This window comes from Pseudomonas muyukensis, assembly GCF_019139535.1.
Taxonomy (GTDB): Bacteria; Pseudomonadota; Gammaproteobacteria; order Pseudomonadales; family Pseudomonadaceae; genus Aquipseudomonas; species Aquipseudomonas muyukensis.
Window position 1 is genome coordinate 5,457,308 of record NZ_CP077073.1, and the last position, 19,168, is coordinate 5,476,475.

The 19,168-nt window shown below is 58.0% G+C and carries 15 protein-coding genes and 1 other RNA gene; 10 read left to right on the forward strand and 6 right to left on the reverse strand.

Annotated features, from left to right (window positions below; all coding sequences use genetic code 11):
* The first annotated feature begins 77 nt into the window (after nucleotides 1–77).
* From KSS95_RS24210 to ssrA, 4 genes are all read left to right on the forward strand, one after another.
* Nucleotides 78–575 (forward strand): hypothetical protein, encoded by a 498-nt coding sequence (locus KSS95_RS24210; RefSeq protein WP_217850379.1) that lies wholly within the window; start codon nucleotides 78–80, stop codon nucleotides 573–575.
* Nucleotides 576–586: 11 nt separating this feature from the next.
* Nucleotides 587–835 (forward strand): hypothetical protein, encoded by a 249-nt coding sequence (locus KSS95_RS24215; protein WP_217850382.1) that lies wholly within the window; start codon nucleotides 587–589, stop codon nucleotides 833–835.
* A 170-nt stretch (nucleotides 836–1,005) separates the two neighbouring features.
* Nucleotides 1,006–1,299, forward strand: coding sequence for a PA2433 domain-containing protein (locus KSS95_RS24220; protein WP_134692374.1), 294 nt, complete (start codon nucleotides 1,006–1,008; stop codon nucleotides 1,297–1,299).
* 96 nt (nucleotides 1,300–1,395) lie between these two features.
* Nucleotides 1,396–1,787: a transfer-messenger RNA gene (gene ssrA / locus KSS95_RS24225) on the forward strand.
* Nucleotides 1,788–1,921: 134 nt separating this feature from the next.
* Here the strand turns inward: ssrA and KSS95_RS24230 are convergent.
* Nucleotides 1,922–2,143, reverse strand: coding sequence for a hypothetical protein (locus KSS95_RS24230; RefSeq protein ID WP_217850384.1), 222 nt, complete (start codon nucleotides 2,141–2,143; stop codon nucleotides 1,922–1,924).
* Nucleotides 2,144–3,341: 1,198 nt separating this feature from the next.
* Here KSS95_RS24230 and KSS95_RS24235 point away from each other — a divergent pair.
* The 6 genes from KSS95_RS24235 to tnpC all read left to right on the forward strand — a co-directional run bounded on the left by KSS95_RS24235 (nucleotide 3,342) and on the right by tnpC (nucleotide 12,933).
* Nucleotides 3,342–6,140, forward strand: a complete 2,799-nt coding sequence (locus KSS95_RS24235) for a class I SAM-dependent DNA methyltransferase (protein WP_217850386.1) — start codon at nucleotides 3,342–3,344, stop codon at nucleotides 6,138–6,140.
* Nucleotides 6,141–6,202: 62 nt separating this feature from the next.
* The gene (locus KSS95_RS24240) at nucleotides 6,203–7,210 is read left to right on the forward strand and encodes a PDDEXK nuclease domain-containing protein (RefSeq protein ID WP_225935600.1); all 1,008 of its coding nucleotides are present in this window, start codon (nucleotides 6,203–6,205) and stop codon (nucleotides 7,208–7,210) included.
* A gap of 95 nt (nucleotides 7,211–7,305) precedes the next feature.
* Nucleotides 7,306–9,321, forward strand: coding sequence for a DEAD/DEAH box helicase (locus KSS95_RS24245; protein ID WP_263974805.1), 2,016 nt, complete (start codon nucleotides 7,306–7,308; stop codon nucleotides 9,319–9,321).
* The gene (locus KSS95_RS24250) at nucleotides 9,314–10,504 is read left to right on the forward strand and encodes a GIY-YIG nuclease family protein (RefSeq protein ID WP_217850390.1); all 1,191 of its coding nucleotides are present in this window, start codon (nucleotides 9,314–9,316) and stop codon (nucleotides 10,502–10,504) included. The genes KSS95_RS24245 and KSS95_RS24250 overlap by 8 nt, the downstream gene beginning before the upstream one ends.
* Nucleotides 10,505–11,022: 518 nt before the next feature.
* The gene (tnpB, locus tag KSS95_RS24255; RefSeq protein WP_225935543.1) at nucleotides 11,023–11,382 is read left to right on the forward strand and encodes an IS66 family insertion sequence element accessory protein TnpB; all 360 of its coding nucleotides are present in this window, start codon (nucleotides 11,023–11,025) and stop codon (nucleotides 11,380–11,382) included.
* Between the two features lie 18 nt (nucleotides 11,383–11,400).
* Nucleotides 11,401–12,933: an IS66 family transposase gene (gene tnpC / locus KSS95_RS24260; RefSeq protein WP_217850392.1), complete on the forward strand. Its 1,533-nt coding sequence runs from the start codon at nucleotides 11,401–11,403 to the stop codon at nucleotides 12,931–12,933.
* Nucleotides 12,934–13,056: 123 nt separating this feature from the next.
* Here the strand turns inward: tnpC and KSS95_RS24265 are convergent, their stop codons facing one another.
* The 5 genes from KSS95_RS24265 to KSS95_RS24285 form a co-directional block, all read right to left on the reverse strand.
* Nucleotides 13,057–13,716 carry a hypothetical protein gene (locus KSS95_RS24265; protein ID WP_217850394.1) on the reverse strand — a complete coding sequence of 220 codons (660 nt, stop codon included), beginning with the start codon at nucleotides 13,714–13,716 and terminating at the stop codon, nucleotides 13,057–13,059.
* 1,249 nt (nucleotides 13,717–14,965) lie between these two features.
* Nucleotides 14,966–15,592 carry a LysE family translocator gene (locus tag KSS95_RS24270; RefSeq protein WP_134692356.1) on the reverse strand — a complete coding sequence of 209 codons (627 nt, stop codon included), beginning with the start codon at nucleotides 15,590–15,592 and terminating at the stop codon, nucleotides 14,966–14,968.
* Nucleotides 15,593–15,691: 99 nt separating this feature from the next.
* Entirely contained in the window at nucleotides 15,692–16,891 is a 1,200-nt protein-coding gene (locus tag KSS95_RS24275) for an ATP-grasp domain-containing protein (protein ID WP_217850396.1), read from the reverse strand.
* Complete coding sequence (locus KSS95_RS24280) at nucleotides 16,888–18,144, reverse strand: ATP-grasp domain-containing protein (protein WP_217850398.1); 1,257 nt, start codon at nucleotides 18,142–18,144, stop codon at nucleotides 16,888–16,890. The genes KSS95_RS24275 and KSS95_RS24280 overlap by 4 nt, the downstream gene beginning before the upstream one ends.
* A gap of 39 nt (nucleotides 18,145–18,183) precedes the next feature.
* Nucleotides 18,184–19,140, reverse strand: a complete 957-nt coding sequence (locus tag KSS95_RS24285) for a TauD/TfdA family dioxygenase (protein WP_217850399.1) — start codon at nucleotides 19,138–19,140, stop codon at nucleotides 18,184–18,186.
* Nucleotides 19,141–19,168 lie beyond the last annotated feature (28 nt).

Consider the following 19,168-nt stretch of genomic DNA (forward strand, 5'->3'; position numbering starts at 1 on the left):
TAGCCGCGCGCCCCCTCCAGTGGCATCGTTCCATGCCTCGGCTCCTGGCTCCCCAGGGCCCCGCGAGGGAAGCGCGCATGCCCGTCGACAAGAGCTATCAAGTCATTACCCCGCACGGCGTTGTCTTCGACGTGAACGCGTTGGTGATTGCGCCCGAGCAATGCTGTCACCTGCGTACCCTGAGCTTGCCGTTCGTGCACCAGGGGCATTATCAGGTCGTCGAAAAAGTGGCGCAGCTGTACGACAGGATGCTGCCCGGCAAACTGCCGTGCCATATGCGGGTCGCCGTGGCGCGGCCACTCAGTCGTTTGCAGGGGGATCGGTTGAATGAGCAGCGCCACGACATCTTGAATCTGCTGGGTGCCTCAGTCAGTCAAGCGGTAACGACCCTTGTCGGTGGCCCGGCAGGGTTTGCCGCCGGATTGGTTGCCGGAGGCGCAGCCGGCACCACGACTAGCCAGTTGGCCAAAAGCAGGCTTCCCACGTTTCATGCCGGTGATGTGCTGGTTTCCCTATATGCCCGAGTTAATGGCGGCATAGGCCCACAAACGTCCTCCATGCTCCTCATAATCTGACCAGGCACGCCATGACGACACTCTACTTCCTCACTTGCTTGATGATCACGGGCGTCTTGCTCGACTGGGCCTTCAAATCAAGAACCATCAGATGCGTGCTTTATGTCGTGCTCACCGCGACAGGCATTACCACCTGTACTCAACTGCGCGAACAACAGGTGTGGCATCTCGATGGCGGCGACTGGGGAACACTGTTGGCGCTCGTAGGCTACCGACTGCTTTTCAAGCGATCGCGCTATTTTCGCGAAGATGATGAGTAACAACGTCCAAGGCACAAACGGGGCGGGCGTGCCCCGCGCGATACAGCCCTCGCATCGCCCCGACACCAGCGCCTCACACCGGAGCCCTCTCACGCCGATTGAACCCTTGCCCACTGTCGACCGTCCACCGTTCAGGCCCACCCTCCAGAGGCCTGCACAAGGAGATTCCCATGAAAGGCACTGCGCTATCCGCCCTGTTCGCGGCCGCGACCCTGCTGGCCTCGCCTGTGTTCGCCGCCGACGACCTGTGCGCCATCAACCTGCAGAAGATCGACGACAGCATGGCCACCGTCGGCGCCACCTCCGAAGGCCTGGACAAGGCCATCACCGAGCACGTCGACAAAGCCAAGGCCGCCCAGGCCGCCGGTGACAACAAGGAGTGCATCGCCATCACCAGCAAGGTGCTCGAACGCCTGGAAAAAACCGAGAAAGGCAGCGGCTCGGCCGGTGGCAGCGGCAGCTGATGCAGCGCCGGGCGGCCCGCCTGTCGACGCCGCCCGCGCAAAGGCGTATACTCCACCTCGCATCCTGTAAAAGGGACGCCAGCTAGAGCTGAGTGTGGGGCCGATTAGGATTCGACGCCGGTAGCGAAACTCTAGGTGCATGCCGAGTTGGTAACAGAACTCGTAAATCCACTGTTGCAACTTTCTATAGTTGCCAATGACGAAAACTACGAGGGCTACGCTCTCGCTGCGTAAGCAGCTGAGCCCGCTCTCCTGGTAGCTTCGGCTCCAGCAATCATCAGGGGATGCCTGTAAACCCGAAATGATTGTCATACAGAACAGGATCGTCGTGCAGCACGTTGGGGGCGAAGCGACTAAAACTTACCCAACTCGTCCAAAGCACCCTGCCCGTCGGGCGGCTGCGGATTAACTCAGTAGACACGGCTAAGCATGTAGTACCGACAGCGGAGTACTGGCGGACGGGGGTTCAAATCCCCCCGGCTCCACCAAATCCTAAAAAGAAGACGCCCTTGGGCGTCTTTTTTTGTGCCTGGCATTTAAGGCCGCAGGCTTGCAGGCCGCGCATTTTTGTCTCGCCAATCGTATCGACAAAGGGCTGTCAACCAGCTCGACAGTGCCGCCTTCACCCCTCCCCCTCCTTCGCCGCCTCCAGCTTGCCGAACTGCTCGCTGGCCAGCCGACTGATGATCCGGATTGCCTGGTGAATACCTGCCGTATTGCGGAAGCTCAGTTGCGGATTGTGCTCGCACTCTAATACCTCATCATGCTGAACCAGCGCCTCGCCGAGCAGTTCGAGGGTCCAGACGTAGCTCTGGATGGAAGACAAGCGTTCACGGTCAGTCATGTGCCACCTCTCGGTTTGCGCGAGACTGGCTTTCGATTGGGAAAAAGATCAGGGATCGTGTGGCCGCGGAAGCCCGGCGGCGGGGAGCGGATGCGCGGATCCTGCTCAGAATGCGAATAAGCATGCATGAGACTCCAAGTTTGAGATTGGAGCTACCACGATCCTTCCTACGGGATTGGGTGGCAGCTGTGCATGGGGTAGGAATACCGGAAACTTGGAACCCGGCCAGGCCGAAGCCTGCCCACACACAGCCGCCATGACATCACAGCAGGCACAAAAAAAGCGCCAGCCGTGGTGATGGGGCGCTTAGTGCGTGCGCCAAGTTTACCAGCAGGTTCCTACACCTGGTCGCAGATTTTGCTACGACCCGGGTAATGTAGCCTTAGGCCGGATCGATTCGCAACAGCTGGTGTGGAAGGAAAATTCCTGTAACCGAGAAGGAAAAAGGTTGAGCCGCTTGATGCGGTGGATCTCCCAAGGGCGACTTGCATCCGGCAGATCGCCCGGTCACCTCAGAGATGATGGGTGTTCTTTAACCTCATGGCCTTTGTGCGCCAACTACACCGTACTGGGCTGTCCAGCAATCTATTCGCTTGGCCGATTCTTATGCCCGTCTCTTTTTTGAACAGAGACGGGCGCTCCTACCACTGCTGCAGCCCCAATTGTACATGGCTTTGCGGCACTCCCCATCGTGACGATCGGCATGACGAACACCGATGTCACCAGCAACAGCGATGTAGATGATGGTGCCGCAGACCAAGGAATGGACTGCACCTGACTGACAGTCAGGCATGCCCCGGTCATCGCATTGCTGCTTGCACATGGCTCAGGATCTTCAGGCGCTGGTTTAGTCACAGCCCCTGAGGGAACGCGCCGAAGCCTTATTGGGTTACGGACAGCTACCGTAAACTAGACCGCCAATCCTGCCATCTGACGCTTTTTCGCATTACAGAAGCGCCTTCCTTTATCATCCCCAACATCGTGTAATGGTTGACTTCCCGGTTATAGGTTTAGGGCTCTCTGCTCTCGTATCCGATGGAGTACGGCATGCACTGATGCGGCTGAGTGGCGCTGGGTTGCCGATGCCGACGCCAAGCCGACAGAACATCATGTGCTGCCGGGATGCAGCCATTCCCCCCAAATTTTAGCGGCTAGAATCGCCGCATTCGCGCATTAGCGATCTGGACAGTGGTAAACCATGAATGCAGTAGAAATTGAGTCCGCCATTTCGGACCTAACCCTAGAACCCTTTGACGCGGCGGATTTTCCGTTCACTTTCCTGGCCGCATTCGGCAACAAGGAAACCGCGCTCAAGCGCCTGCGTGCTGGCAACAACAACGCCTCGGACATACCCGGCGGCGTATTATTGCGCAGCAACATTCATATCGCCGCATGCGAGCCTGGCAGCGTGGGGGAAACGCTCAAGGCGTTGCGTACCAGCCCGGCCACCACAAAAGCCAAAGCCAAATTCATCCTCGCCACCGACGGACAAACGCTGGAGGCCGAAGAACTGATCACGGGTGAAACCATCGCCTGCGACTACACGGACTTCCCTAACCACTTCGGTTTCCTGCTGCCGCTGGCCGGCATCTCCACCATCAAGGAGATCAAGGACAACCCCATCGACGTGCGCGCCACCAGCCGCCTGAACAAACTGTACGTCGAGCTGCTGAATGAGAACCCGGACTGGGCCAAAGCCGAGCGCCGCGCTGACATGAACCACTTTATGGCGCGCCTAGTGTTCTGCTTCTTTGCCGAAGACACAGACATATTCAGAGGCGACAGCTTGTTCACACGTACTATGGAGCGTTACAGCGAGCGCGAGGGATCCAATACCCACCAGGTGCTGTCGGAAATTTTCCGCGCAATGAACATCAAAGACGTCGAGCGCGCCATCACACAGCCTCGACTTCCTAGTTGGGCCAGCAGCTTTCCCTATGTGAATGGTGGCCTGTTCTCAGGCAGCACCGAGGTGCCACGCTTCACGCGAATGGCTCGCACGTATTTGCTACACGCCGGTAACCTGAACTGGAAAAAAATCAACCCAGATATTTTCGGCAGCATGATCCAAGCCGTTGCCGATGATGAAGAGCGTGGCGCACTGGGAATGCACTACACCAGCGTGCCCAACATCCTCAAGGTGCTGAACCCGCTGTTTCTGGATGACTTGCGCGCACAGCTGGAGGCTGCTGGTGACAATAAGGCCAAACTGCTTAACCTGCGCAAACGTATAGCTCGCATCCGAGTGTTCGACCCTGCATGTGGCTCCGGAAACTTCTTGGTGATTGCTTATAAACAGATGCGCGAGATTGAGGCTGAAATCAATCGTCGCCGAAGCGAGGCTCACAATAGGTCGGAAATACCGCTGACCAATTTCCGCGGTATTGAACTACGCGACTTTCCGGCAGAAATTGCCCGCTTGGCTCTAATCATCGCTGAGTTCCAATGCGACGTGCTATATCGCGGCCAACAAGATGCTCTGGCTGAGTTTCTGCCGCTGAATGCGCAGAATTGGATTATCTGCCACAACGCTTTGCAACTAGATTGGCTGAGTGTGTGCCCGCCTGCAGGTACGGGCGTAAAACTGGCCAACGATGATTTGTTCAATACAGCACTAGATCAGACAGAAATAGACTTTGCTAACGAAGGAGGAGAAACCTATATCTGTGGCAATCCGCCCTATCTTGGTTCTACTTGGCAGACTGATGAGCAGAAGGCGGACCTAGAGGCCATCTTTGCCTTCCGCACCAAGAACTGGAAGTCACTAGACTATGTGGCAGGCTGGTTCATGAAGGCTGCCGACTATGGCAGTAAGACAAAGGCAAAATCTGCATTTGTATCCACAAATTCAATTTGCCAAGGGCAACAAGTACCAATTCTCTGGCCGCAGATATTTGCTACAGGCCACGAAATTTCCTTTGCGCATACGTCCTTCAAGTGGACCAATCTCGCCAGTTACAACGCGGGCGTCACAGTTGTGATAGTGGGTCTTTCGTCACAATCCAAAACACCAGCTCATCTTTATTCTATCGCCAATAGCGGCAAGGGCGACGTAGTAGATGTGAAAGAGGTTGAAAGCATCAACGCTTACTTGGTACCGGGAACCAATGTACTGGTTGAAAAATCATCTCGCCCACTAAGCAGACAGTCGGAAATGAGCTTTGGAAACAAGCCCGTCGACGGTGGTAATCTTCTCCTTTCCAGAGATGAAGTCGATGCGCTTGGCTTAACATTAAAGCAACATGAACGTTTCATTCGTCGAATCTATGGATCTTCAGAATTCATTCGCGGCTTAGAGCGTTATTGCTTATGGATAGAAGATTGCAACTTAGAGGAAGCTATGAGCATCGAGACCATTAGGCCTCGTATTGAAAACGTTCGAGCGATGCGATTGGCGAGCAGAGACAGTGGTGCCAACGAAATGGCTGCGCGGGCACACCAGATGAGGGAAATGAAAATTGCGCAAAAATGGACGATTACTGTTCCTAGAACCTCATCTGAGAACCGTCCATTTTTACCCAATGGGTTAATCGATTCTCGAAGCACTGTGACGAGCGAAGCCTTCGCTCTCTATGACGCTCCGCTCTGGAATATGGCACTCATTGCTTCACGACTACATCTGGTCTGGATTGGAACTATTTGCGGAAAACTAAAAACCGATTTTCGCTACTCCAATACTGTCGGCTGGAACACCTTCCCAGTACCGCTGCTGACCGAACAGAATAAAGCTGATCTGACGGCCTGCGCCGAGAACATCTTGCTGGCCCGCGAAGCACATTTTCCTGCCACCATCGCCGACCTGTACGCCCAGGATGTAATGCCGGATAACCTACGCCACGCCCACGAGCGCAACGATGAAGTGCTGGAGCGTGTCTATATCGGTCGTCGCTTCAAGAACGACACCGAGCGGCTGGAGAAACTGTTTGACCTCTACACCAAGATGACAGCAGACACAGCAAAGGCCTCGCCGAAGAAGTCCCGAGGGAAAATGGCATGAGTCGATCTATGGAAAGTGGTCCTGCCAGCTTGACCAAGGCACCCTTAGGTTACGGCGAGTGACTGACGGATCTCAAAGGCCGCATCCACAACGCCCAGCAGCGCGCCACACTGGCGGTAAACCGCGAGTTGGTGCAGTTGAACGGGCAGATCGGCATCGATATTTTGAACCGCCAGGCACAACAAGGCTGGGGGGCTAAAGTGATCGAGCGGAGGGCCCATGACCTGCGCACTGCTTTTCTTGAGATGAAGGGTTTTTCCCGGGCCAATCTGATGTATATGCGCGCCTTTGCCGAGGCCTGTCCGGATGCGACAATTGTCCAACAGGCGGTTGAACAAATACCTCGTGGACACAACCTGATGCTGCGGCCCCGACTGAAGGCCCCACAGAAGTACTTGGCCTATGCCCAGAGCGCCATTGCGAACGGCTGGTCGCGCAATGTGCTGAACATCCACATCGAAACCCATCTGCTGGAGCGCAGCGGCACGGCTGTCACCAACTTCGATGTCAGCTTGCCAAAGGCGCAGTCTGACCTGGCCCGCGAGTCGTTGAAAGATCCGTATCGCTTTGACTTCCTTGGCCTTCGCGATGAGGCGCAGGAGCGCGATATCGAATATGCCCTAGTCAAACACATCACCGAGTTTCTGTTGGAACTGGGCGCAGGCTTTGCGTTTGTTGGGCGGGAGGTGCTGCTGGACGTAGGCGGCGATGAGTTCTTTATCGACCTACTGTTCTACCACCTTAGGCTACGCTGCTATGTGGTGATCGAGCTCAAATCCGGTAAGTTCAAGCCCGAGCACCTGGGACACCTTGGGGTTTATATGACGGCAGTGGATCGCCAGGTCAAAGGCGTGCAAGACCACCCCACCATCGGTCTTTTGCTCTGCAAGACCAAAAATAATATGGTTGCCGAATATGCGCGGGGCGATAAGACCCAGCCCATGGGCATTGCCGAGTACAAATTGCTCGAATCTCTGCCTGCAGAATTGCAAACCAGCTTGCCCAGCATTGAACAGATCGAACGTGAACTGGCAAGCAACGGCACCCTCATGAAGGACGAAGCACAGTGACGAACACTACCAACCCAACCAACAGCTACACAGTGCCGTCGGTATCCATTACTACAGCGCACACTGGGGCATCCAGCAAAGCCAATGAGCTAGGCATGCGTACCATGCAGGAACGTGCCTATACCAAGCGCGGAGAACAGTACCTGCTGATCAAATCGCCACCCGCATCGGGCAAGTCTCGTGCCCTGATGTTTATCGCTCTGGACAAGCTGAATAACCAGGGCCTGCAACAGGTCATCGTCGTTGTGCCTGAACGCTCTATTGGCGGTAGTTTCGCCGATGAGTCGTTGAGCCAGTATGGTTTCTACTGGGACTGGCAGGTGGTCCCGCAGTGGAACCTGTGTAATGCCCCTGGCATCGATGAGCCGCGCGTGGCCAAGTCCAAGGTAGATGCCGTGCGCGCCTTCCTAGACAGCCGCGACAAGGTGCTGGTCTGCACCCATGCCACCTTCCGCTTTGCTGTAGAAGAGCTGGGCATCGACGTTTTCGATAACCGCCTGATTGCCATCGACGAGTTCCACCACGTTTCAGCCAACCCAGACAACAAACTGGGTAGCCAACTGAGCGCGTTTATCAACCGCGACAAGGTGCATCTGGTTGCTATGACCGGTTCCTACTTCCGTGGTGACAGCGAGGCCGTACTGGCTCCGTCGGAAGAAAACAAATTTGAGACAGTGACGTATACCTACTACGAGCAGCTCAACGGCTATCGCTGGCTCAAGTCGCTGGATATTGGCTACTTCTTCTACACCGGCAGGTACGTGGATGCGGTGGCCAAGGTGCTGGACCCGTCACTGAAAACCATCGTCCACATTCCAAACGTAAATGCCCGCGAGAGCCTCAAGGACAAGGAGCGCGAGGTTAACGAGATCATGAGTGCGCTCGGCGAGTGGCAGGGTGTAGACCCGACCACGGGCTTTCACCTGATCAAAGCCAAAGATGGCCGTACGCTGAAAGTGGCCGATCTGGTAGATGACAGCGACCCAGCCAGGCGCTCCAAAGTGCTAAGCGCACTGAAAGACCCTACTCAGAAGAACAACCGCGGCAACGTGGATGTTGTTATTGCGCTGGGCATGGCGAAGGAAGGCTTTGACTGGATCTGGTGCGAGCATGCGCTGACCATCGGCTACCGTTCGAGCCTGACCGAAATCGTGCAGATCATTGGCCGTGCCACCCGCGACGCCGAGGGTAAGGAGCGCTCGCGCTTCACCAACCTGATCGCCGAGCCTATGGCCGATCAAGCTGCCGTTGCCGAGGCGGTGAACGATATGCTCAAGGCTATTTCAGCCAGCCTGCTGATGGAACAGGTGCTGGCCCCGCGTTATGAGTTCACTCCGAAAGACACCGGGCCGAAAGAGGGTTTCATTTATAACGGTGGCGAGGGCTACCAATTAGGTGGTACCAACCTGGGCGTGAATGAAACCACCGGTCAGTTCCATGTTGAGATCAATGGCCTGACCCCACCGCAGAGCACAGAAGCCACGCGCATCTGCAAAGAAGATTTGAACGAAGTAGTTACCAGCTTCCTGCAGGACAAAACCGTCTTGGAGCGTGGGCTGTTCGACAAGGAAAACACCTTGCCGGAAGAGCTGACCCAACTGCGCATGGGCAAGATCGTGCGCGAGCGCTACCCCGACTTGAGCGAGGTTGACCAGGAAGCCATTCGCCAACACGCCATCGCCGCCATGAACATTACTCAACAGGCCAAACTGGCTCTGGCGCAGACAGATGCTAACGGTAGCGACAACGTGCAAGGCAGCGCAGCGCTTCTGGATGGCGTGCGCAAGTTCGTTAACGTGCGCGAGCTGGACATCGACCTGATTGACCGCATCAGCCCCTTCGATGCGGCCTATGCAGTACTGGCGAAGGCGATGGATGAAAGATCCCTACGCCAGGTGCAGGCCAGCATTGCGGCCAAGAAGGTGAGCATCCCCGAGGATGAGGCGCGAGATCTGGCCAAGCGTGCTTTGCAGTTCAAGAACGAGCGTGGCCGCCTGCCTGATATCAACTCAGCCGACGCCTGGGAAAAGCGCATGGCTGAAGGCGTAGCCGCGTTGGCACGCTACCGTGCCCAGGCCAAAGCGACGCAGGGGGAATCCGCCAATGGCTGAAATGAACGATGACGACCTGCTGGATGCGCTGGGGGTAGAAGTCCCCCCGCTCAAGACAGTCACTCGGACCCCTCGTGAAGAACGCATCATCGCTGGCTTCGAGGACATTCAGCGCTTCTATCAGACACACGACCGCGCCCCACTGCATGGCGAAGACCGCGATATCTTCGAGCGCTTGTATGCCGTGCGCCTGGATCAGTTGCGCAAGCTGCCGGAAGCCCAAACCCTACTGGAAGGCCTGGATACTCACGGCCTACTGTCAGGCACTGTGGTCGCCGCAGTAAATGTAGATGACCTAGATGAGGACGCCTTGCTCGCCGAGCTGGGCATCGGCAGTGAGTCCGTCGACCAGGACGACATCACCGTGCTACGACATGTACGTTCCAGCGCGGCAATCAAGGAGGCAGAAGAAATTGCCGCTCGGAACCCATGTAAAGACTTCGAGAAGTTCAAGCCGCTGTTTGATGAAGTAGAAGCAGGCCTCAAGCAAAAACTCTGGGTGACCAAGCCCTTTGGCAAGAACGCTAGCATTGAGGCCGGGAATTTCTTCATTCTGAGTGGTCTCATTGCCTATGTCGCCGAGATCGGCGACACCTACAAAACGCCGAATGCAGAAACAAATGGGCGTTTGCGCGTGATTTACTCCAATGAGACGGAAAGCGATCTACTGCTACGATCCCTACAACGGGCGCTTTACAAGGACAGTGACGGTCGTGCCGGATCTCGGCTCATCAAGGTAGATTCCGGCCCACTGTTCAGCGACATAGCAGAGCCGGACGACATAGAAAGCGGCACTATCTATGTGCTGCGCAGCCAGTCCAGCCATCCCTTCGTAGTCGAGCACCGCGAGCTGATCCACAAGATCGGCGTGACCGGTGGCAAGGTGGAAACTCGCATCGCCGGGGCGGATAAAGACGCTACATACCTGCTGGCTGATGTGGAGGTGGTCGCTACTTACAAGTTACACAACCTGAACCGAACAAGGCTGGAGAACATCTTCCATCGCCTGTTCGGCGCGGCGCAGCTAGACTTGACCATCGAAGACCGCTTCGGCCATCCGGTCAAACCTAGGGAGTGGTTCCTGGTACCGCTACATGTGATCGATGAGGCGGTTCAGCGCATTCGGGATGGATCGATTACCGATTTCGCATATGACCCGCAAACGGCTCGCCTGATCGGCTAAAGCGCAGCTAAATCGGGATGATCAAATCCGGGCGGAAGCCAGTCTCTTCGCCCGGATACCCCTCGGATTACAAACTACACGGGGTGCCCGCTACGTCAAAGTTGACGGCGGGGTGCGAATGCCCACGCACCCATAGCGCCATCTCTGTCCGCCCCTATAAGGCTTTCCCAGCGATGGCATATGCGCATCCATGTGAGGCCGCCATGCAGGCTCGTGGACAATTTCAGCGCGACTTAACCTACGTTAGCCTCGACCAGTCGCAAAGGAGATGACGGTACATCCAGCATGTACTGCCTGGTCGCCATCTCTGCCGTAAGCCCGGTAGCTGTCAAAACCCGTTTCCAGGTACCGTAATCCAGGAGATTGATCGCCCTCTGTACCAGCATAGGCAACGCCATAGGGATCAACTCGTCAAACTCTTCGTGCTTCGTGAGTAAGCGCTCCATGAACCCCACATTCAAAGCGCTTAGCTGATCTCCGATGCTGTGCTCCCGATTTCTTTCTGGAGCCCGCACGCCATGATGCGTCCCGACGCTAAAGTCGAAAAAGTCTATCTCTACCCCAAGCCAGTCGACTTCCGAAAGTCCATTGACGGTCTGGCCGCACTGGTTGAACTGGATATCAAAGTGGCGGTGTTCGACCCCGTGCTCTTCGTGTTTCTCAACAAAACGCGAAACCGCGTGAAGATCCTGTATTGGGAGCGAAACGGCTTCTGCCTCTGGCTCAAGCGTCTCGACTCGGAACGCTTCAAAACATCGCCAGACCCCACCGACGAGGCCATTGTCCTGACCGTCCAGGAACTCAATTGGCTACTCGACGGCTTTGACCTCTGGCGTAACCGCCCACATCAAGTTCTGACGCCTCGCTACGTCGCCTGATCCAGTATAATCCGCGGCATGATTTCCATGCCCGACACCCTCCCTGACGATCCGGTTTTGCTCAAGCAACTGCTTGAGCAGATGATCAATGAGCGCGCGTCTGATAAGGGCAAGATCGTTCATCTGGAAGAAGAGGTGGCGCTGTTACGCCAGCGGTTGTTTGGCCGCAAGACCGAACAGACCAGCGATTCGGCTACGCCGCAACTCCCTCTGTTTGACGAAGCAGAAAGCCTGGCAGAACCGGCCGACGAGGCTTCGGAAGAAGAAGTTGTTGCACCAGGCAAACGCCGTGGCAAACGCAAGCCGCTGCCCAATGATCTGCCGCGTGTCGAGGTCATTCATGAACTGCCTGAGCATGAACTGACGTGTGCATGCGGCTGCCGCAAGCATGCCATTGGCGAAGAAGTCAGCGAGCAGCTTGAAATCGTCCCGATGCAAATTCGGGTCATCAAGCACATCCGCAAGGTTTATGGTTGCCGCGACTGCGAGTCAGCGCCGGTGACTGCGGATAAACCCGCTCAGATGATCGAAAAAAGCATGGCCAGCCCCAGCGTGCTGGCGATGTTGCTGACCACCAAATACGTGGACGGCCTGCCACTTCATCGTTTCGAGAAAGTGCTCGGACGCCACGGCATCGATATCTCGCGTCAAACCCTGGCACGTTGGGTCATCCAATGCGGCGAGCACTTTCAGCCGCTGCTGAACCTGATGCGCGACAGCCTGTTGAATAGCCGCATCATTCATTGCGATGAAACTCGAGTCCAGGTTCTGAAAGAGCCTGATCGAGAAGCCAGTAGCCAATCCTGGATGTGGGTACAAACCGGCGGCCCGCCTGACAGGCCGGTGATTCTTTTTGATTACTCCACCAGCCGAGCGCAGGAGGTACCGACTCGCCTGCTGGATGGGTATCGCGGCTATGTGATGACCGACGATTATGCTGGCTATAACACCCTCGGCGCGCAGGAAGGGGTCGAGCGCCTGGGCTGCTGGGCCCATGCGCGGCGTAAGTTCGTCGAAGCACAAAAAGTACAACCCAAGGGCAAGACCGGACGCGCTGACATCGCGCTGAACCTGATCAACAAGCTCTATGGTGTCGAGCGCGACTTGAAGGACAGCAGTGATGAAGATCGTAAGGCTGCCCGTATGGAGCGCAGCGTGCTATTGCTGAGTCAGCTGAAAAGCTGGGTAGAGAAAACGCAGCCTCAGGTGACGACGCAGAATGCGCTGGGCAAGGCCATCGGCTATCTGGCCAGCAACTGGAGCAAGTTGGAGCGCTACGTCGAGCATGGCTACTTGCCGATCGACAACAACGCTGCCGAGCGCGCCATTCGCCCGTTTGTCATCGGGAGAAAGAACGGGCTCTTCAGTGACACGCCAAAAGGCGCCACTGCCAGCGCACAGCTTTACAGCCTGGTCGAAACGGCCAAAGCCAACGGCCAGGAGCCCTATGCGTGGCTGCGCCACGCACTGGAGCGCCTGCCGCAAGCGTCATCAGTTGAAGATTACGAAGCCCTGCTGCCGTGGAACTGTTCGCCGCGATCACCTAGCTGATCCCAGCCCATCTTTGGTCAGGTGGGGTTTGTGGAGCGCTTACGCCTAAAAAGCGAGAACTCTACGGAAAAACGGGCTTCCAGAGGCTTCGGTGAGATTTAAAAGGTTTTCATACAGAACCGGTTAGACCACATACGCGGACCGCCAAGCCGAGAGTTGTGCCTTGAATGGCTGCATCCGGAGGTATGCCCGCTTTGACAAGTCCAATTGGTACTTTAAGCTCTTTCTAATCTCTGCGTGAATGTGTATCGCATTGCGCGCTTCATAGAACTCGATCAGCTCATCCTTGAGCCAAGGCTCAATCATTCCAAGCGCGGCAGCACATTCGGCTTTCTTGTCGAATCGGACCTTGGTGTCATCAGTCCTCCCAACGGCCTCATACGTAGGGATGATCTTCTTTCCATCGTGTTCAAGATACTTCTCAAGCAACGCGAGGCTAGCCGGCGGAATTGAAATCTGCTTCTTCGTGGGGAACTCCGTAAGAGCGACAACTCGTGGTTCTGTACCAAGAAAATCAAAGAGCAAGTAATGAAGTACTGCTTCGTAAATGGAAGCATATGACATTACTTGCAGCCGTATCTGTGATCGCAGCATCCAGTCATCGGCTTCAAGCCCTTCCAGGATTTTGTAGATATAGCGCGTAGAGATAAACTCCTCACCAAGGCGTTGAGCAAGAGTCGCGTCACCAATGAAGTCGAAGTACGCGGTATGCCAAGCCTCGTCGGCAACGTGCGCTGAAACATATGCATTAATAGTTTTCTGAATTTCTGCATCGAATGCCATGGACTTTCCCTGTTGTGGTCTAACGCTGGAGGTAGCCAGCGCGGGGGACACCCAATCGGCACAGCCGCTGGGCGTCCGCTTGATCGAAGGATTAGGTTAAATAGGCATAACCACCGAGCCGGGCAATTGTGAAAGCTACGAAATCTCCAACAACTCTCGGATCGTCAGTAGAAATTACGCCCTCGATCGTTAAGAGGCCACAATCGACGATGACGGGATTTATGGAAGCAATTATTCCAAATATCCGATTTCGTCATCCACCCAACTGCTCGACTCCAACTTTCTGGCTTGGATTACCCGAAAAAATTTCGTCACAAGGCTCCTCATCATCAAGGAGCGGGCTAAATGCAAACTCGAAGTCAGCATCGGGACTTGGTATGTTTCTCTCGTCGACCCTGAACTCATTCTTTACACACAAACATGTGCTGTCAATCTCAATTTTTGCTTCAAGACAAGGGCCATCAGTCGAAATAAAGCGTGCAAGAGGCATAAGCAACCTAACGATTAAGCTAAGGGATGGCGGAACGCCGCCTCAGCGAACGAAGTGAGCGATTTGAGCGATTTGAGCGATTTTTTATACACTGCCGAGAATTTGAACTGTAGCTTGGAGCAAAATTGAAACTGCGGCGAAAAAGCACCGGCGGCATTCCATTTTAGCTTCCATGGCACCGCACTCCTAATGAATTGAGCCTAGACACAAAGTCGCAGATAACTCACAGGACGGGCCTGATGTATAACATTCCTTGTTCCTTTAGCTATCCGTGTCTAGGCTGAGGCTTTCAGCGTGCAGATGAGCGTATAAGGAAGCTATACACCACGCATGAGCAGCCATGCTTGCTCGACCACACGTGGGAGTAAATTCGCCTGCGACATTACTCGATTCGAACCGAGCGTGTCTATTGCAGGTGGGTTACGTTGCGCGGCAGGAAAAGGTCCGTTTAGGTTGAGGCAGCTCATACGAATTTCGTAGTGTGTGCCTCCACCTTCACCAGTACTTAGCACCAGGGGTCTTCTGCTTTGATCCTGACCGTCAGCTTCTGGTGGTGCAGTACCTGAGAATTAAAGCCTAAGAGTTAACTGTCACCGTCACAGTCTTAGATTAGCCCGCGCATCGTGAAATCGGGCTCTCGGTATTCCATAACAACTTTTTGAACAGCGGCTTTTCAAAAAAAATCGGGGCTTAGCAAATCAATTCTGATCACCCCGGCCCAATAAAAAGACGCCAATTGGCGTCTTCCCAACACCCCCATCAATCCAACGGCTTCCTCAACAAAATATCCACCGCAAACACCCCCAACACCGCCCCAGACACCCACCGCTGTGTCCGCATCGCCGCAGGCCGGGCGGTCAGGAAGCGGCTCACCCGCGCCGCCGCCAACACAATCAACCCATTAACCGTCACCGCAATGACAATCTGCACCAACCCCAGCTGCATGTACTGCTGCAAGGTCGACCCCACCGTCGGGTCGATGAACTGCGGAATCAACGCCGAGTACATCAACGCGATCTTCGGGTTCAGCAGGTTGGTCACCAGCCCCATGGTGAACAATTTGCGCGGCGAATGCGGCGGCAGTTCCCGTGCCTCGAAAGGCGAGGCGCCGCGGACCATGTTCCAGGCCAGGTAACCCAGGTAGAAGGCGCCGGCAATGCGCACCACGTCATACGCCACCGGCACGGCCTTGAACAGCGCCGACAGGCCAAGCCCGGAGGCCACCAGGTAGCAGATGAACCCCAGCGCCACGCCGGCCAGGGAGATCATCCCGGCCAGGCGGCCCTGGGAAATCGCCCGGGATGTCAGGTAGACCATGTTCGGGCCGGGGGTCAAGACCATGCCCAGGGCGATGATCGCCACACCTATCAAATTCTCCAACGGCATCTCAACATGCTCCTTCGCATGGCTGGGTGGCCCAACGGCGCTGCAAGGCAGCGCCGCGGCCGGCATCGTTCAATGTAGCCGGGGCGCGCGGCGCGGCCCTCATGCTTGCAGGCTCCAGGCGTGGGACAACTGCGCGAAGATCGACTCGACATCGCGCTCCAGCGCCTGGCGGTCGAAGCTGCGCAAGCGCAGCCGGGTCTTCGCCCCTTCATAAACACCGCTGGCACTGCGCTGCAGCTCCTGGGGCTGCGACCAATACAGCGTGCCCAGGCCTGCGTCGGGCGTGCTGGCACGCCGGCCAATCACCCAGGCGCCGCGCTCGCCATGCAGCGGGCGGCCGTCGCGGCTGCGGCTGCGCGCCTGCTCGCGGTAGCGGCTGGACGCCTCGGTCTGCAACTCCCAGGCGATGCCCACCAGGTCGATGTCGCGCACCTCGCGCCAAAGGAAGGGGATTTCCGCGCCGCCGACGCGGGCGCCGATCTCGAGAAAGCGCAAGGTATCGCCGTCAGCGAACAGCTCCAGGTGAAAGACAATCTCGCGCCCTGGCGCGAACGCCGCCAGCAGCTCGGCAACGCGGCTGGCGATGCGGCGCTCGTCATCGCCTTCGGCAAGCTCGATGCTGCCCAACGGGCTGTCCGGGCCGAAGTCGGCGCAGCTGTTCACGTAGCGCGATGCGGTCAGCACCACCACCTGCTCGCCATCCCACCAGCCATCCACATGCAAAATCGGCGCGGCGCAGAACACTTGGACCATCATCGGCTCTGGCTGCGCGTCCTGCAGCAGCGCCAGGTCCTGCGCCTGGCGCAGGATCCTGACGCCGCGGCTGGCGGTGCCGAAGCGGGGCTTGAGCACCAGTGGGTAGCCGTGGCGTTGCAGCAGCTGGCGCACCCCCTGCGCGTCGTCGGCGGCCACCGCCGGCAGCACGGCGATGGCCGTCTGCCGGTTGGCCACCGCGAGCATGCTGAGCTTGTCGCGAAAGCGCTCGACCCAGGCCGGCGCGTCGCCGTGGATGGCCCAGCGCTCGCGGATCGCGGCGGCATTGAGCAGGTCGCCTTCGTTCAACGCCACCACGCGCTCGGGCACGCCGTACTGGGCGATCACTCGCCCAGCCTCGGCCATGACCGCGTCGGCATCGTCCAGCGAGGCCAGCGTCGAGCTCGACGCCAGCCGCGCGGCCGGCAGCGAGCCGAGTGACTCGGGCGTGCAGATCGCCCGGATCACCCTGCCAGCGGGCAGCTCATACTCGTCGTAGAGTGCCTGGCGCCCTACCCAGCGATGCAGGCAGAGCACGTAGCTCATGCCTGGGGCTCCTGGATGAAGTGCACGGCGGCGACCAGTTCATCGCCGATGCGCACCGCGTCCTCGCGCGAGGTGCCGGTGGCCAGCACATAACCGGAAACGCAGTCGGCCACGGTGTCCAGCGGCGGGATCACATCGCCTTCGTGCTTCTGGATGACCACCGCGCGCTCGGCCTCGCCCAGCTCGAACAGGAACGGCAGGAACACCAGCGGCGTCTCGCCTGGGCGGGTGTGGCGCACGTCGACGTCAGGCTTGAGGTCGAGCTCGACCTTGCGCACCTTGCCCGGGGTCGGCACGAAGAACTGGATCGCGGCGCCGGCCTTGGGCTCTGGCGACGCCAGCGGCAGTTCGTCGATGCCCAGCGGCACGGTGAGGAACATGCGGTTCAGGTCCAGGCCGAAGGCGCGGCGCACCAGTTCCGGGGCGCCGGAGCCGGCCAGGCGGGCATGGGACTCGAGCACGCGCGGGCCCTTGGCGGTGAGGACGAACTCGCTGTGCGACGGGCCCTCTTCCAGCTCCACCGCATCGAGCAGGCGGCAGGTCATGTCCTTGAGCTCGGTGAGCCACTGCTTGGCGTCGGTGCTGGGGGTGCTGACTTCCCACTCGACGTACTTGTCGTTCATGCGGTACTGCGAGTAGCCGATCGGCAGGTGGCGGCGCTTGAAGGAGAACGAGTCGACGCTGACCACCGGGCCGTCCAGGTACTCTTCGATGATGATGTGGCGCACCTCGGCCTCCTTGAGCGCCTGCCAGGCACGGGTGGCGCTGGCGGCATCCTCGCAGGGGTGGATGTGCAGGCTGGCGACGCCTTCGGCCGGCTTGAGCACCGAGCGGCCATGCTCGGCGACGAACGCGATGGCGTCCTCGGCGCAAGTGACGTGGCGGAAGGCCACCGGGCTCAGGTCGTGCTTGGCCAGCAGCTCGCGCATGGCCACCTTGTCCTTGAGCAGGTGCGCGGTCTTGTAGGAAACACCGGTCAGCTTGAAGTGGTCGACCACCTTGCCGGTGGACTCGCCGGCCACCTCGGTGGTGGTGATGATGCGCTCGAACGGGCGCTCGCGGTGCAGCGGCTCGAGCACCTTGATGATTGCCTCGGCATCGTCGATGCGGGCATGCACCACGCGCTCGCAATGGCTGACGATCTCCTGCTCGTAGTCACCATCCTGGTGCACCAGCACGACATCGATGCCCATTTCCTTGGCCCCGTGGATAGGCGCCGGACGGCCACCGATAACTGCAATACGCTTGTTCATGCAAACTCCTTGTTCGTCGTGAGATTTGTCAGCAAAGCATCAGCTGCCGTAGACCCGGCGCAACCAGCGCGCCTGGCCATCGGGCAGGGGTTTGAACGCCTTGCGCCGATGCAGCACGCGGGCGTTCTTGAAAATGAAGAAGTCACCGGGCTGCAGCACCAGCTCTATGCCCTGGATATCCTTGAGCACCTGGCGCAGCAGGCTGAGCGCGGCCTGGGCGGGCGCGGCGCTGGCGCTGACGATGCCGTCGTCGAAGCGCAGCCGATAGCCGTTGGCGCCACGTTCGAGAATCGGCATCACCCGTTGCTCGCCGTCATAGCCTTCGTTGGAGGCCGGCGCGCCGAAAGCGAAGGCCGACTGGCTGAGTTCCTCGATGGCCCAGGCCGGCAGGCATGACAGCACATGGTCGACACAGACGATGTCGGTGGAAGCCTGCTCGTGGTTACGCACGGCGATGAACGCCAGGTAGTTGGGCACGCTGCGGGCGACATCGCTGGCCTGGTCGTCGAATGGCCAGTTGGGGTTGTCGGTATGCCACGAGAAATCCACATCCGCGCCCCAGGAACTGGTGGTGCCTGCCGCTTGCGCCACCGGCACCACATTGCGCACCAGCTTGCCGTGGTTCTCGTACTCCACGGCGTGGGAGCGCACCCCCAGCAGGTTGAGCATGCCGAAATGCAGCAGGTCGAAATCCAGCACGCACTGGGCATCGGGCAAAAACCCGTTGCTCGGCGACGGCACCGCGGTGGACAGCCCAATGCCGCGCAACAGCAGGGCCTTGTGGCTGCACCCGGCAAACCCGCGGATGCTCTCGACCAGGGTCGGGCCAAGCAGCGAGCGCAGCCAGTCGGCACCCACCGCGCCGACGTTGTCGGCGCGGTGCGGCATGCTGGCCAGGCGTTCGCGGCAGGCGGCCAGCCCGGACAGGTCGGCATCGCTCACGGTCAGCACCTGGACCACCGAGGCCTGGTGCACATCCAGCGCCATGAGGCTCATGATTGGCGCTTCAGGTAGGACGTGACCT

What these genes read in the sequence shown, in the direction of transcription:
- KSS95_RS24210 (WP_217850379.1), top strand. Translation starts at nt 78, where the DNA reads ATGCCCGTCGACAAGAGCTATCAAGTCATTACCCCGCACGGCGTTGTC.
- KSS95_RS24215 (WP_217850382.1), top strand. Translation starts at nt 587, where the DNA reads ATGACGACACTCTACTTCCTCACTTGCTTGATGATCACGGGCGTCTTG.
- KSS95_RS24220 (WP_134692374.1), top strand. Translation starts at nt 1,006, where the DNA reads ATGAAAGGCACTGCGCTATCCGCCCTGTTCGCGGCCGCGACCCTGCTG.
- KSS95_RS24230 (WP_217850384.1), bottom strand. Translation starts at nt 2,143, where the DNA reads ATGACTGACCGTGAACGCTTGTCTTCCATCCAGAGCTACGTCTGGACC.
- KSS95_RS24235 (WP_217850386.1), top strand. Translation starts at nt 3,342, where the DNA reads ATGAATGCAGTAGAAATTGAGTCCGCCATTTCGGACCTAACCCTAGAA.
- KSS95_RS24245 (WP_263974805.1), top strand. Translation starts at nt 7,306, where the DNA reads ATGCGTACCATGCAGGAACGTGCCTATACCAAGCGCGGAGAACAGTAC.
- KSS95_RS24250 (WP_217850390.1), top strand. Translation starts at nt 9,314, where the DNA reads ATGGCTGAAATGAACGATGACGACCTGCTGGATGCGCTGGGGGTAGAA.
- tnpB (WP_225935543.1), top strand. Translation starts at nt 11,023, where the DNA reads ATGATGCGTCCCGACGCTAAAGTCGAAAAAGTCTATCTCTACCCCAAG.
- tnpC (WP_217850392.1), top strand. Translation starts at nt 11,401, where the DNA reads ATGATTTCCATGCCCGACACCCTCCCTGACGATCCGGTTTTGCTCAAG.
- KSS95_RS24265 (WP_217850394.1), bottom strand. Translation starts at nt 13,716, where the DNA reads ATGGCATTCGATGCAGAAATTCAGAAAACTATTAATGCATATGTTTCA.
- KSS95_RS24270 (WP_134692356.1), bottom strand. Translation starts at nt 15,592, where the DNA reads ATGCCGTTGGAGAATTTGATAGGTGTGGCGATCATCGCCCTGGGCATG.
- KSS95_RS24275 (WP_217850396.1), bottom strand. Translation starts at nt 16,891, where the DNA reads ATGAGCTACGTGCTCTGCCTGCATCGCTGGGTAGGGCGCCAGGCACTC.
- KSS95_RS24280 (WP_217850398.1), bottom strand. Translation starts at nt 18,144, where the DNA reads ATGAACAAGCGTATTGCAGTTATCGGTGGCCGTCCGGCGCCTATCCAC.
- KSS95_RS24285 (WP_217850399.1), bottom strand. Translation starts at nt 19,140, where the DNA reads ATGAGCCTCATGGCGCTGGATGTGCACCAGGCCTCGGTGGTCCAGGTG.